Genomic DNA, 12,801 nt, shown 5'->3' with positions numbered 1-12,801 from the left:
TTCGGAAACCAGCTATATACCTTGATGCTTATAGGGCTGATGGTTTTTGCCTTGGCATTTATTTTGTACGTAGTCATCAAGGCGTTTCGAGATATAGGATTCACTGTTTTTGAAACGCTCGTGCTATTGCTCGGTTCGATTGTCGCATTCAGGTTCATACCGGACATACCGATTTACTGGTATGAAAATACCATACTCTCTATTAACGTGGCAGGGTTCCTTATCCCTGTTATAATATCTGCCAAAATGATAAAGAGCGGCAGAGCACCGTTTATGGAGTGTTTGGTCGGCGTCGCTGTTGTGGCAGTTATAGCATATCAGCTGTCCGAGTTTATTGCAGGAAAGGGCGTATTAATCAGTAACATCTATCTGCCATCCTTTGTGGCCGCGATAATTGGCGTTGTGTTATCGAAAAAAGTATGGAATCGCGTGGGGCCGATTTCATATGTCTCCGGTTCAATGGGAATTCTGGTCGGCGCCGATGTGGTTAGACTAAATGAGATATTGGCATATCAATCGCCCACGTTGACCGTTCTATCGATAGGCGGCGCAGGCATATTCGATGCGATATTCATCGCGGGCATCATCGCAGTCACGCTCGGCATACTCACCATGCCTCTTGCACGAATGACTGAAGGGCAGAGATGAACGTGACGCACTTCCAAGAGTATAAATAGCAGTAATACATAGGTATAACTAGGTGTAGGAATGCTAGAGATAGAAATGAAGGTTGGACCAAAAGGGCAGGTGGTCATTCCACAGGTATTCAGGAAAGCGCTAAAAATATTTCCACGATCTGAGGTGATATTCAAGATAGAGAGCGACAAACTCATTCTTGAAAAGCCCAGGGACGATAGTATTAAAATATTTCGGGAGATTGCGAAGTCTGCCCCACTTTTCACTAGAAGGATACATCCGCATGAATCGCATGAGGAGGAGCTTGAGGAGCGATTAGGTTGATATATCTGGATTCTACCGTCCTCATCTATGCGATTCTGTACGCAGATGAGAGAGGAGAGTGGGCTAGAAATCTGTTGGAGAATGTAAAAGTTGGAGAGCGGATAGCAGCGACATCTGCACTGACATTTGATGAGGTATTCTGGAAGGTCAAAAAGGAGAAGAGCTTCAATGCCGCCTTGCGAGCTGGAGAGGCTTTTCTGACGATGCCAAATCTCACGTTTATCAGCGTGGATGACGAAGTGTTATGGGAATCATTAGCTCTGATCAAACAATACAAACTCGATCCAAGAGATGCAATCCATGCCGCATGTGCCATAACTCATGGCAGCTATACAATTATCTCAGAGGATACTGATTTCGATAAGATAGCCGTGTTGAGCAGGGAGTGGATGTGGTAACAAGGATTCCCTTCATCGCCTTCTTCTGAGTAGATATGCGACTGCTAGGAGTCCCAGGGGTTGTAAGTACAACTTCAAATTCTGGGATTCATGACTTTGGTTCTGCAGGACATGCATCATAATCTCTATAGTATGATCACATCATCCAGTCCCTTAAAATGGGGGTCTCTTGTAAGAAGTTTTTGCCTGATGCTTCTGGCACATGCTAAGATGAGACCATCCATTAAGCCAAAGTTCTCATTTACCTTTTTCCTTTCAAAGGTTATACGAGCACCCTCTTTATAGATCTCCTCACTAAGATCTAAAATGTCTACTATTTCCTTAGTTTCTTTGAAGAAATAATCTACATTTTCCCCTTCTCTGTAGCACCACAATGCTATTTCTGAGAGACTGATGGATGACGCATAGCAAGATTCTGTGGTTAAGATCTCTTTAACCCTTTTACCCTTACTAGAGCCTATGAAATGCTCGATAACAGCACTGCTATCGAGAAACATCTAGAGCTCCCTATCGAGGTGATCTAATCGGAAAAAGCCTTTTGCTCCTTTTGCGATGGCAAATGTCCTTTCAATGGCGTTCTTTCTTCTCCTACTCACGATAGCTAACTCAATTCGTTCCCCGACCACGATTTTATCCCCCTCCACAACTTCTTTGGGGATTAGCACTCCAATAGAACTACCTATTTTCAGCGTTTTGGCTTCAAAGGTCATTTTTCGTCATCTAGTTTAACGTTAAACTATTTAAGTATTGTGATCGATGTAAGACTGATCAGGATTTTTCGCTCTCTGTTATCTTCTGAGTTCTCTATTTACAATCGCCCTCTTCTGAGCAGATATGCTACCGCAAGCAGCCCGAGGATTGCGAATATCGCTCCAAATCCTGGAATCACATACCATGGTTTGAGTTCAGGCTCTGGTTCGGGCTCTGGTGTTGGAGTTGGCACTGGTGTAGGCACTGGCGTGGGCGTCGGTTCTATTTCAACTGGCGTGGGTTCTGGTGTTGGAGTAGGCGTTGGCTCTGGCGTTGGTACTGGTGTTGGCGTTGGAGTTGGCGTTACTACTGGCGTCGGAGTAGGTGTTGGTGTAGGTGTTGGCGTGGGAGCAGGTGCAGGTGCGGGAGCAGGTGCAGGTGCGGGAGCAGGTGCAGGTGCGGGAGCAGCACCATCAGCCAACAATCTCTTTACTGTGATTGTCTGCGTCAGACTATTCCCGGCAAGATCGGTTGCCACGACTGTGAACGTGTTATATCCAACGGATAGTGATACTTCTCTGCTGTAAGAGGCTGCAGGAGTTATTGGTGCTCCATTGAACGTGAGTGTATGAAGATTGACTTCTGTTACCGTACCAGATATCACCGTCGAAGTTGCAAATGTGGATGTGCCTGCTGAACTCGAGATGGTTACGGTTGGTAGGGTGTTATCCACACGAACCGTTAGATTGACCGTATTATTGAAATTGGTAGCGTTGTCAAAGGCAGTTATCGTTAGATTGTGCAATCCCTCGACAGCTGTGCCAACGATTACTGTACTATTTGTCCAGAAACCTGTGACATTCGTGAGTATAGCAGTTCCAACCGTCGCATTTACGCTGGAAACATTTACGGTAGCATTCCTGACGCCAGATAAAGCGTCGGTAACTGTGGCGTTTAGACGCAGAATCGTGCCATTTTTAACATGTAGACCGATGGGACCTATGGCGGTGACAGTTGGAGTGGTGCCGTCAAAAATAAACCCAATAAGAGTTGCAATCTCGGTTGTGTTATTCTGGTGTCTTACCCAGACATTAAATACTGCATCAGCTGTGCCGTTTATCCGGAAAGTGGTATTGTGACTAGTCAATGTTGCATTTAGAGAGTCTCGGACAGTGACAGTGACGTTTACACCTGATATGTTAATACCAGTGACTGTAACAGGCGTGATGTTTATAAACCAAGTAGTGTTTGCTGGATCAGTTCGATTGGTTGTATTGAACTGAATCGTGAAGTTAACAGCATTTGGTTGTCGTATAGCTATGCCCGCAGTTTCATTAATCGTGACATTCAAGCCTACTACTGGACCGGGTGCAGGTGCATGTGCAGGTACCCCCATGACTGTCAGAGTATAAGTCTCTAATGCTGTTATGAGATTCCATGCATTTATGGCAACTGTCCATGTTCCATGTTTTGGATTGACAACGGAAATTGTCTCTGGGCGTTTGTCAAGCCGAGGGACTCTTACAAGTTCACCTGTTGTATTGAACAAAAATAAGTTAAGGTCATTGGTTGCATTGGTCCAGTTCAAGCTAAGATACATGTTGGTGAGTCCTGATTGGACATCAAGGGTGTAATAGATCCAATCTCCACGTTCACCCACCGTTCCTGTTATGTGCCTAATCGTAATGCCGTCCACTCTTTGCATTACATTGACAGAGACGGGAATCGTTATGTTTGTCATCGGCACATTTGTGGTGTTGACGAGTGTTATACTGCCAACATACGTTCCTACTGCTGTGGATGGCACTCTCATCGTTACATTAAAGATTGCACTGCTCCTATTTAGGACGAACAAGTTTGTTGTGTTTAGAGTTATCCAGTCACCGATATCAACGCCTTGTGTGTCGGTCATGTTTGACTTGGTTATGCTCAGCGTTACGTTTGCCGTCGTATTTCTATTATGTACTGTGAAAGTCGTTGTGTTAGACCTTCCTGCCAACATATTTGGAACATACCATTCATGGTCAGCCAAGGTGCCATTCGTCAGTGCATCATAGGCATCTATTATATTCAGCCTTCCTGCACCCTGCTCAAGAACATTATAGCCTAAATTATCAGCAGAGTTTTTCAATGCCCTCTCAACTTCTGCGGGCGTAAGAGTCGAATTAACTTGAAGCAAAATTGCAGCAGCACCTGCCACATGTGGGGCAGACATTGAAGTTCCTGGATGATTCACATACATACCACGGCCATCTTCCCATTGTGCACGCGGTGCTCGTATATCAACACCCGGTGCAGCCAAATCCACGCCAATTCTACCATCTCCAGTTGGACCTCTTGAGCTGAAGTTTGCAATAATACCATTGATATCAGATGCAGCCACTGCTATCGCACCGTATGCGACTGCTGGCCTTGTAATTGTGGCTTCACCTGGACCCGAATTCCCAGCCGCAACCACTACAACAACCCTACGTGCAACTGCATTTGTCACTGCTCTAGAAAGTGGATCTCTCCCATCACCAGCACTCTGCCAGGCACCAAGACTCATGCAGATTATATCTGAATGGTTACTCACCGACCACCCTACGCCAGCGATGATCCAGCTATCAAGACCCCACCCACCATCTCCAAGCACCTTTGCATTGAAAATCGATGCATTATATGCAACACCTGAAACATTAGAGGTTATATTACGCGCTCCTGCGGCAATTCCTGCAACATGAGTACCATGTCCATGCATATCAAAAGTACCATTTGCCGAACTTGTAAAGTCCCGCTCTAATATAACTCTCCCAGTAAGATCAGGATGCGATTTATTAATTCCCGTATCTAGTATAGATATATTAATTCCAGTTCCATTAAACCCCATACCCCACAATATATTTGCACCTATCTGCCCATCCCCGTAATCCATAGGTGTCCATAATGGAGATACACTAGGCTCAATAAGATACACCCTCCTATCAAGCCACACCTCCTCCACATCCACTCTTGCAGCAATCTCATCAATCCTATCTGCTGAAACTCTTGCAGATATCGCATTGATGATCCAGTGTTGTTTCATGTTCTCTGCTTGCATCTGCCCCAAAGATGACATCAGCAACATCTGAGTTGTTGTTGCCAGTGATTTTGCTTCTTGGATGGAAAATTCCCCAACCTCAAAAGTGTCTCTCGGAATGTCTCCCGGCTGCTCTTTCAGCATTATTATAATTGAAATCTTTTCCACGGGACGGGCTTTTATTTCCGCTTCCAAAAGTGAGTCTATCTTTGGATTCAGGTCTTGTAGGGGCAAGACTTGTTCTTTAAAGTCGCGTTCTTTAAAATCACTGGGGGGGGTGAGAACGCAAATGCTGTGCTCGTCACAAAAAGAAGACATATAAATACAGAAGTTATTTTCAGCAGGATGCCTTTCATGATGGTACCTCGAATAAACCAGCCCCAGATGAATATTAATGAGATGAGGATTATATATATATCGGTTTGAGTTTATGTTATAGGGAGATAAAATGAAGAAGATTATTGCCATCGTCCTGTTGTTCTCGGTGATATTTGCCGCTGGCTGCATTCAATCGCCAAGAGAAGAAGCCATCTCGATTGCGATGCAGGTTCCAGAGTTCAAAGAAGCATCTGAGCAAGGAGACATAGTTTTTTCTGAGGAAGGTGGGGTATGGGTCGTCAAAGTCACACGAAGAATAGGGAATGAGACCATCGATGACCCGGTCGTCTTCATAGATTCAGAGACGAGAGATATCATGAAAGTATACGTAATCTCAAAAATAGAGGCAGAGAAGATAGCGCTCTTAGAATGGTGGAAGGACAGGGTGATGATTCCGGAACAGAAAGCTGTTGCAGTTGCAGAGGACAAAAGAGATCACTGGCTAGTTACCATCCAAATCGTCAACATGTTCACAGGTGAAATCATCTCTGAGAATGCAGGTGAATACAGGATAGATAAAGCGACAGGAAGGATGTCATGATGGTGAGTAGATATATAAATGCTATAGCGATATAAAGAATGTAAACATGGGAGGGTATTGAACAATGCTTGAAATAAAAAAGGAGTATGTAGTGACTAATGATAACATGAAGAGAGCTGTTTTGATAGACATAGACACATTTGAAAAAGTGGAAGAAATCCTTGAAAGCTTTGGTCTTGGCAAGTATATGGAGGAAGTTGAGGGTGAAGAGGTTTTATCTTCAGACAGTGCAAAAAGGTACTATGAGACCTTAAAAAAGGATTGATATGGTAACCTGCTTTTATAAAAAGACGTTTTTAAAGGATCTAGCAAATCTGCGTCAGTTTATCGAGAACGGATTGAGAAATTGGTCTTTGAGGAAATTTCTGAACTCGATAATATCTTTGGCACACTGGATATAAGAAAGATGCGAGGATACAGAGATTATTATCAGATAAGGGTAGGTGATTATAGAATAGGATGTAAGGTAGAATCAAAGAACAAGATCATCTTTTACAGGGTGAAGAGTAGAAATGATATTTACAAAGTTTTTCCATGAAGAGATCAATTCTTGGATGGGGGGGGTCAGTGCAAAGTTTTTAAAGTTGTTGAAATCCCTGCGGGATTACAACTGTTGAAGTCCCACGGGGACTACAACTCTCACAGTTCTCCGAACTGTGACATCCACCAGATGTTCCATCTGGTGCAGAAACAAACTTATACGCTTGTAAAGGTGTCCATGATGAAATTCAAAGTCCTAATCGAACGAGACGAAGATGGCTGGCATATTGCAACCGTGCCCTCTCTGCCGGGCTGTATTTCTCACAGGTAAAACAAGAGGGGGATGCCAAGAAAAACATCAAAGAAGCCATCAAATTACATTTATATCCAGTTATAAGATTACTGTAGTAATTGGAAAATCACTTCTCCAGCCACGGCATCATAGCTCTTAGTTTTTTACCGACTTCCTCGATTTGGTGCTCGGATTCATGGGCGACCAGTGTGTTGAAAACGCGACGGCCGGTTTGATTCTCCCGAATCCACTCCCTGGCGAACTCTCCTTCTTGAATCTCCCTCAGAATTTCCAGCATGGCATCTCTGGATTGTTGGTTTATTATCCTCCTGCCCCTTGTCAGACCGCCGTATTCTGCAGTATCAGATACCGAATGCCACATCGATACCAGACCACCCTCATATATCAAATCGACGATCAGTTTGAGCTCATGCAGTGATTCAAAGTATGCGACCTCTGGTTGGTAGCCCGCCTTTACCAACGTCTCAAATGTCGCTTTGATCATCTCGGTGACGCCGCCGCACAGGTCCACCTGCTCGCCAAATAAATCCGTCACCGTCTCTTCGCTGAACGTCGTCTCGATTAGCCCTGCCCTGGTACATCCAATTCCCTTGGCATATGCAAGCCCAATACGTCGCGCATTTCCAGTACTGTCCTGGTGAACTGCAAGCAAGCCAGGCACACCTGCGCCTTCCTGATACATCCGCCTGACGAGATGGCCTGGACTCTTGGGAGCTACCATGAATACATCTATATCTTTTAACGGAACTATCTGCTTGAAATGTATGTTGAATCCGTGCGAAAATCCCAATGCATTGCCCTTCTCAAGCCCTGGGAGTATCTCATCTTTATAGACGGCTGCCTGTACATGGTCTGGCAACAGTATCTGTATGACGTCTGCCATCGCTGCAGCCTTTTTAATTGAAGTGACTTTCATACCATCTTTTTGTGCTTGGTCCCATGAGTTCCCGCCATACTTTCTAACGCCAACCACCACGTCCAGCCCAGAGTCGCTCAAATTTTGTGCCTGAGCGTGCCCCTGGCTTCCATAGCCAATAACTGCGATTTTTTTGTCCTCAAGCACTGTTATGTCCACGTCTTCGTCATAAAACATCTTTGCCATTAAATATCACCTACTCTGTTCCCTTTGTGCCCCTGAGCATAGATGCCCTTCCAGTTCGCACCATCTCTTTGATTCCGAATCGCCTCAATAGTTGTTCCATTGCATCTATCTTGGAATCATCACCTGTGACCTCAATCACCAACGTCCTGGCACCCACATCAACGATTCGCGCCCTGAAAATGGTTGCTATCTGCATGATTTCCGAGCGCGTCTTTGGCTCAGCTTCCACTTTAATCAGTGCAAGCTCGCGATTAACAGACTCACCTTCTCGAAGATCCAAGACCTTGATGACATCTATAAGTTTGTTCAGCTGTTTAACGACCTGTTCCACGACGTGGTCATCTCCTGCCACTACAATGGTCATTCTCGAAACATCGGGATTCTGAGTTAGTCCCACACTCAGGCTGTCGATATTGTAGCCGCGTCTGCTGAAGAGTCCGGAAACGCGCGCCAGCACGCCTGGCCTATTCTTTACGAGTACTGAAAGCGTATGCTTCATTATGCTCTTTTCTCCTTTAGCCTATTATCTCATTTATAGCTGCACCTGCAGGTACCATCGGAAATACATTTTCTTCGGGAGCGACCTTGAAGTCGATGACTGCTGGCTTGTCAGAGTTTACTGCCTCTTCGATAGCTGATTTTACTTCCCCTGGCCTGGTTACTTCTATGCCAAGTGCCCCATATGCCTCTGCAAGTTTCACAAAGTCAGGAGTAGCGTCCAGACGAGTTGCAGAATACCGCTTGCCATAGAATAGCTCTTGCCACTGCCTGACCATTCCTAAAAATCCATTGTTGAGGATGGCAATTTTAACGGGAATATCATTTGATACGGCGGTTGCGAGCTCATGAGAGGTCATTTGAAAACTTCCGTCCCCTGCGATGTCAAATACGAGTTTATCAGGACACCCTACCTTGGCGCCAATTGCTGCAGGGAAACCATACCCCATCGTGCCGAGCCCTCCAGAGGAGATGAACGTGCGCGGTTTTATGGACTTGAAATATTGCGCTGCCCACATCTGGTTTTGTCCTACTTCCGTTGTGATGATGGCATCACCATAGAGTTTGCAGAGCTGCTCGATTACGTACTGTGGCTTGATGACTTTGTCACTGTATTCATACTGCAGCGGGAACTCTTTTTTCCACGCCTTTATTTTCTCGTTCCATTTGGATTCCCGTTTCTGCCTTAATGCCTTGATTAACTCTTTGAGTATGGCCCTGGCATCTCCCACGATTGGTATGTTGGCTTCGACGTTTTTGCTTATTTCGGCTGGGTCTATATCGATATGAATCACCTTTGCGTTTGGTGCAAAGCTACCGATTTTCCCGGTCACACGATCATCGAATCGCGCTCCAATCGCGATGATCAGGTCCGACTCTGTCATCGCATAATTCGCATATTTTGCACCATGCATCCCGAGCATCCCGAGAGACAGTGGATGCGTTTCAGGAAACGTTCCTTTGCCCATCAGCGTCGTCACTACCGGGGCCAGAATTAGTTCTGTTAGTGTGCGCAATTCATCATGGGCGCCCGAAATTACAACTCCGCCGCCGGCATAGATGATGGGTTGTTCTGCCCGCATTATACTCTCTGCCGCACGCTTGATTTGAAGTGGGTGTCCACTGTATGTGGGCCTATAACTATCTAGTTCTACTTTTTGTGGGTACTCAAATTTTATATTGTCCGCCTGTACATCCTTTGGCAAGTCAATCAAAACAGGACCTGGACGCCCTGTCGAAGCGATGTGAAAAGCCTCTTTTATGGTCTTTGGCAGGGTATTGGCGTCTTTTACAAGATAATTATGCTTGGTAATTGGAAGCGTGATCCCCGTAATATTCGCCTCCTGGAATGCATCATTGCCTATCATGTTGGTGGGCACTTGACCCGTAATCGCCACCATCGGCACAGAATCCATATATGCGTTGGCGATGCCGGTCACCAGATTCGTCGCTCCTGGCCCAGACGTCGCTATGCACACGCCCGTGCGCCCGGTAGCACGTGCATACCCATCCGCAGCATGAGCGGCACACTGTTCGTGTCGCACGAGAATGTGCCGTATATCCGAGTCATACAACGCATCGTATAATGGCAACACCGCGCCCCCTGGATATCCGAAGATAACTTCGATGTTCTCCCTGTACAGGCACTCGATTACAGCTTCTGCCCCTGTCATTTTTTGCCTCTTCGACATCATCCTCCCTTCATTAACGCTTTCTTTACATCCTTTATCAATTGAGAATCCTCCACACCATACATCTTTTTGAGCCCTGCGGTATCTGGACCTCCTCGCCCTTTTTTGATGTCATCTAGTATTCTCTTTTTCTCTCTTTTTCGGAGTTCAGACTCATCGATTTTGGGTATTTGTATTAAGCCGATTGGTCTATTGACGCCTATAACGAGGCTTTGTGATGATCTCTTCTTCACTTTTCTTACTATCTTATGTGGTTCACTGACATCTGTAACGGCTACGATAGTTTCATCTTGAGGATTTTGAACGCCCCGACCGCATGTTACAACGATTATATCCTTATATAAGTTGCATGGGTTGTTCTTTAGATTACATAGATCGCATAGACTCATAAATAAACCACTCCTATTAAACCTCACTCCAACAACCGATTAATTCCTTCCACCACCGCTTCAACCGATGCCATTATAATGTCGGCCCTTGCGCCCCTCGCCGTAACCATCTTTCCATCTTTACTCAATTTGACCCATACCTCGACAAGCGCATCCGTGCCCCCTGTGATCGCCTCTACCCGATATTCTTCCAGTTCGATGTCGGCAATATCAGCGATTGCCTTTCGCAGGGCATTGATGGCAGCATCGACAGGACCCAGCCCTGTGCCGGATTCAACTATATCTCGATTGTCAACTATTAACTTAACCGAAGCCGTTGGAGTTACCTTGTTTCCAGAGACGACTATCAGTTCCTCCAGCTTTACTCTGGCTTCTCGGCAATACCCTAACACTGCCTCTGCAATTGCCTGTAAATCGGCATCAGTAACGCGCTTTCCTTTATCACCGAGCTCTTTGATGCGCTTGGTTATCTCGCTTACCTGCCCGCCGCTCGCCTCGAGCCCAATCTCCTTTAACGCTATCTGAACGGAGCTTTTTCCAGCGTGCTTACCGAGGACAATTTTTCTCGTTCTGCCAACTATCTCCGGCGTAATTGGCTCGTAAGTAGATGTGTCAGCCAGTATGCCATGTGCATGAATGCCTGATTCGTGGGTGAAGGCGTTATCCCCAACTATCGCTTTGTTTGGCGCGATTGGAACGCCTGTTAGACGACTGACCAATCTGGAAGTCTTATATAAATTTGTAGTGTTTATCTTCGTTTTGTAGCCGTATAACGCATCCAGTGTCATGACCACTTCTTCAAGAGAGGCATTTCCGGCCCTCTCTCCAAGCCCGTTCACGGTAACGTGTACCTGCCCGGCTCCTGCTTTGAGCGCTGCAATTGAGTTCGCGGTCGCAAGTCCAAAGTCATCATGGCAGTGCACGCTGACCGGTACTCCCAATTCTGCGAGCTTCTTGAATATCATCTCAGTTCGCTCTGGAATCAACACCCCAACGGTGTCACAGAAGCACAGGCGATCTGCGCCAGAGGATATCCCCTCTTTATACAACGACATAAGGTAGTCCAAATCCGCCCTCGATGCGTCTTCTCCGCTCAATTCAACGATTAAGCCATGCTCCTTGGCATATTCCGTAACGTCTACTGCCATTTGCAGTACGGTTTCCCTGTCTTTCTTTAATTTTTGCTGGATATGAAGGTCTGAGACAGGTACGACAAGATGCACCGAATCCACGTTGCATTCCAGCGCGAGGTCTATGTCACTTTTTAATACCCTGGTAAAGCTGCAGATTTCTGCGTTTAAGCCTTCACTAGCAACCGCCCTGATGGCGGCCCGCTCACCCTCGGACGTGACTGCAGACCCTGCCTCAATCACATGAACGCCCAGCGCATCGAGTTGACGGGCAATCCACAGTTTTTCATCTGCTGTAAGCGAGACGCCTGGCGTCTGCTCTCCATCCCTGAGCGTCGTGTCAAAAAATTTTATGTCCTTGAACGGGGTGGTCATCTCTATTTACACCAGTGCACTAATCTATGTTTACCAAATATTAAGTTTTGGATTGTCATCTGATAAACCATATCTCAAAATTATGTGCATCAAATATCTCGATTATGGTTGCCCTGTTACGTTTGGGAATACACACATCATTTCGTCCTTTCGATTTATAACAAACTAATAATCCCTTTTTAATAAGAGATTTGATCGCATTTTTATAAATGCCAATGTCGTGAGATGGGAAGCCTCTCACAATATCGTCTTGTGAAATATGCTTTTTGCACCAGCGATTTTTACGAACGATCTTATATAAGATGTCCAGTTCATACTCTGAGAGTTCGCATGTCATATCACATATTTATTATTGTTCAGTTTATTTATACTTTTTGTCCAGCAAAAGCTTTAAATTATATAACATATAGAACATATAGAACATATAGTTAACGTATAGTTAACGTATAGTATAACATAAGAGGATAGAAATGACATTAACCGACTTTCTTGGAGATACCGCAGAAATGCGGATTATCGACTTCTTGGGCGAACACATCCGATATGATTACTCGATTAGTCAAATCGCTGAATACACAGGATTGTCACGGACGACCGTCTATGATAAAATTCCAAAACTTGAGGAGAACAATGTCGTCAAGAAAGTGAGAACGGTGGGACGAAGCGAGATGTTTAGGCTCGCTAACAATGAATTGACAAAGACATTAGAGAGGGTAGCGCTCACACACAGTTTAATTATGGCAGGGGATGAAAAACCCAAAGAGGTTATGAAAGAGCTTGCAAAAGCGTTGGCGTGAT

The 12,801-nt window shown here is 45.4% G+C and carries 16 protein-coding genes; 7 read left to right on the top strand and 9 right to left on the bottom strand.

The features are described from left to right. The first annotated feature begins 24 nt into the window (after nt 1-24). The 3 genes from BME93_05515 to BME93_05505 are packed head-to-tail and all read left to right on the top strand — an operon-like array spanning nt 25 to nt 1,358. Entirely contained in the window at nt 25-648 is a 624-nt protein-coding gene (locus tag BME93_05515; protein ATZ61521.2) for a DUF1614 domain-containing protein, read from the top strand. Nucleotides 649-708: 60 nt separating this feature from the next. Then, entirely contained in the window at nt 709-960 is a 252-nt protein-coding gene (locus BME93_05510; protein ATZ61520.2) for an AbrB/MazE/SpoVT family DNA-binding domain-containing protein, read from the top strand. After that, the gene (locus BME93_05505) at nt 957-1,358 is read left to right on the top strand and encodes a type II toxin-antitoxin system VapC family toxin (protein ATZ61519.2); all 402 of its coding nucleotides are present in this window, start codon (nt 957-959) and stop codon (nt 1,356-1,358) included. The genes BME93_05510 and BME93_05505 overlap by 4 nt, the downstream gene beginning before the upstream one ends. A 125-nt stretch (nt 1,359-1,483) precedes the next feature. On the opposite strand, the gene BME93_05500 is transcribed toward BME93_05505, so the two are convergent. The 3 genes from BME93_05500 to BME93_05490 form a co-directional block, all read right to left on the bottom strand. Then, nucleotides 1,484-1,855 (bottom strand): PIN domain-containing protein, encoded by a 372-nt coding sequence (locus BME93_05500; GenBank protein ATZ61518.2) that lies wholly within the window; start codon nt 1,853-1,855, stop codon nt 1,484-1,486. Beyond that, nucleotides 1,856-2,068 (bottom strand): hypothetical protein, encoded by a 213-nt coding sequence (locus BME93_05495; protein ID ATZ61517.2) that lies wholly within the window; start codon nt 2,066-2,068, stop codon nt 1,856-1,858. Between the two features lie 98 nt (nt 2,069-2,166). Then, nucleotides 2,167-5,340 carry a S8 family serine peptidase gene (locus BME93_05490; protein ID WRQ72889.1) on the bottom strand — a complete coding sequence of 1,058 codons (3,174 nt, stop codon included), beginning with the start codon at nt 5,338-5,340 and terminating at the stop codon, nt 2,167-2,169. 214 nt (nt 5,341-5,554) lie between these two features. Between BME93_05490 and BME93_05485 the strand changes: the two genes are divergently transcribed. The 3 genes from BME93_05485 to BME93_05475 all read left to right on the top strand — a co-directional run bounded on the left by BME93_05485 (nt 5,555) and on the right by BME93_05475 (nt 6,836). Further along, nucleotides 5,555-6,025 carry a hypothetical protein gene (locus tag BME93_05485; protein ID ATZ61516.2) on the top strand — a complete coding sequence of 157 codons (471 nt, stop codon included), beginning with the start codon at nt 5,555-5,557 and terminating at the stop codon, nt 6,023-6,025. 64 nt (nt 6,026-6,089) lie between these two features. After that, nucleotides 6,090-6,290 carry a hypothetical protein gene (locus BME93_05480; GenBank protein WRQ72888.1) on the top strand — a complete coding sequence of 67 codons (201 nt, stop codon included), beginning with the start codon at nt 6,090-6,092 and terminating at the stop codon, nt 6,288-6,290. A 348-nt stretch (nt 6,291-6,638) separates the two neighbouring features. Continuing rightward, entirely contained in the window at nt 6,639-6,836 is a 198-nt protein-coding gene (locus BME93_05475) for a type II toxin-antitoxin system HicB family antitoxin (GenBank protein WRQ72887.1), read from the top strand. Nucleotides 6,837-6,924: 88 nt separating this feature from the next. Here BME93_05475 and ilvC read toward each other — a convergent pair whose 3' ends face one another. From ilvC to BME93_05445, 6 genes are read right to left on the bottom strand one after another with little or no spacing between them, the layout of a single operon-like run. Continuing rightward, nucleotides 6,925-7,920, bottom strand: coding sequence for a ketol-acid reductoisomerase (gene ilvC / locus BME93_05470; protein WRQ72886.1), 996 nt, complete (start codon nt 7,918-7,920; stop codon nt 6,925-6,927). A 10-nt stretch (nt 7,921-7,930) separates the two neighbouring features. After that, a complete protein-coding gene (gene ilvN, locus BME93_05465; protein ID ATZ61824.2) occupies nt 7,931-8,419 on the bottom strand; it encodes an acetolactate synthase small subunit in 489 nt (162 codons plus the stop codon). Nucleotides 8,420-8,435: 16 nt separating this feature from the next. Then, a complete protein-coding gene (locus tag BME93_05460; protein ID ATZ61515.2) occupies nt 8,436-10,112 on the bottom strand; it encodes an acetolactate synthase large subunit in 1,677 nt (558 codons plus the stop codon). Then, nucleotides 10,109-10,498: a hypothetical protein gene (locus tag BME93_05455; protein ATZ61514.2), complete on the bottom strand. Its 390-nt coding sequence runs from the start codon at nt 10,496-10,498 to the stop codon at nt 10,109-10,111. The genes BME93_05460 and BME93_05455 overlap by 4 nt, the downstream gene beginning before the upstream one ends. Nucleotides 10,499-10,521: 23 nt before the next feature. Continuing rightward, on the bottom strand, nt 10,522-12,003 hold the full coding sequence (locus tag BME93_05450) for a 2-isopropylmalate synthase (protein ATZ61513.2): 1,482 nt from the start codon (nt 12,001-12,003) through the stop codon (nt 10,522-10,524). Between the two features lie 55 nt (nt 12,004-12,058). Continuing rightward, nucleotides 12,059-12,340 (bottom strand): hypothetical protein, encoded by a 282-nt coding sequence (locus BME93_05445; GenBank protein ID ATZ61512.2) that lies wholly within the window; start codon nt 12,338-12,340, stop codon nt 12,059-12,061. 133 nt (nt 12,341-12,473) lie between these two features. Here BME93_05445 and BME93_05440 point away from each other — a divergent pair, with 133 nt between their 5' ends. Beyond that, nucleotides 12,474-12,800 carry a winged helix-turn-helix domain-containing protein gene (locus BME93_05440; GenBank protein ID ATZ61511.2) on the top strand — a complete coding sequence of 109 codons (327 nt, stop codon included), beginning with the start codon at nt 12,474-12,476 and terminating at the stop codon, nt 12,798-12,800. Nucleotide 12,801: the final 1 nt, after the last annotated feature.

It is taken from the genome of Methanosarcinales archaeon Met12, from assembly GCA_002813105.2.
Lineage (GTDB): Archaea > Halobacteriota > UBA148 > UBA148 > JAJOKI01 > JAJOKI01.
Note: the sequence above shows the minus strand (reverse complement) of the source record. Positions and strands in the feature narration are given on the sequence as shown.

Bases quoted from the DNA above. Each gene is read 5' to 3' on its own strand.
- BME93_05440 (ATZ61511.2), top strand. From the start codon at position 12,474: ATGACATTAACCGACTTTCTTGGAGATACCGCAGAAATGCGGATTATC.
- BME93_05510 (ATZ61520.2), top strand. From the start codon at position 709: ATGCTAGAGATAGAAATGAAGGTTGGACCAAAAGGGCAGGTGGTCATT.
- BME93_05450 (ATZ61513.2), bottom strand. From the start codon at position 12,003: ATGACCACCCCGTTCAAGGACATAAAATTTTTTGACACGACGCTCAGG.
- ilvC (WRQ72886.1), bottom strand. From the start codon at position 7,920: ATGGCAAAGATGTTTTATGACGAAGACGTGGACATAACAGTGCTTGAG.
- BME93_05460 (ATZ61515.2), bottom strand. From the start codon at position 10,112: ATGATGTCGAAGAGGCAAAAAATGACAGGGGCAGAAGCTGTAATCGAG.
- BME93_05445 (ATZ61512.2), bottom strand. From the start codon at position 12,340: ATGACATGCGAACTCTCAGAGTATGAACTGGACATCTTATATAAGATC.
- BME93_05455 (ATZ61514.2), bottom strand. From the start codon at position 10,498: ATGAGTCTATGCGATCTATGTAATCTAAAGAACAACCCATGCAACTTA.
- BME93_05485 (ATZ61516.2), top strand. From the start codon at position 5,555: ATGAAGAAGATTATTGCCATCGTCCTGTTGTTCTCGGTGATATTTGCC.
- BME93_05495 (ATZ61517.2), bottom strand. From the start codon at position 2,068: ATGACCTTTGAAGCCAAAACGCTGAAAATAGGTAGTTCTATTGGAGTG.
- BME93_05500 (ATZ61518.2), bottom strand. From the start codon at position 1,855: ATGTTTCTCGATAGCAGTGCTGTTATCGAGCATTTCATAGGCTCTAGT.
- BME93_05515 (ATZ61521.2), top strand. From the start codon at position 25: ATGCTTATAGGGCTGATGGTTTTTGCCTTGGCATTTATTTTGTACGTA.
- ilvN (ATZ61824.2), bottom strand. From the start codon at position 8,419: ATGAAGCATACGCTTTCAGTACTCGTAAAGAATAGGCCAGGCGTGCTG.
- BME93_05480 (WRQ72888.1), top strand. From the start codon at position 6,090: ATGCTTGAAATAAAAAAGGAGTATGTAGTGACTAATGATAACATGAAG.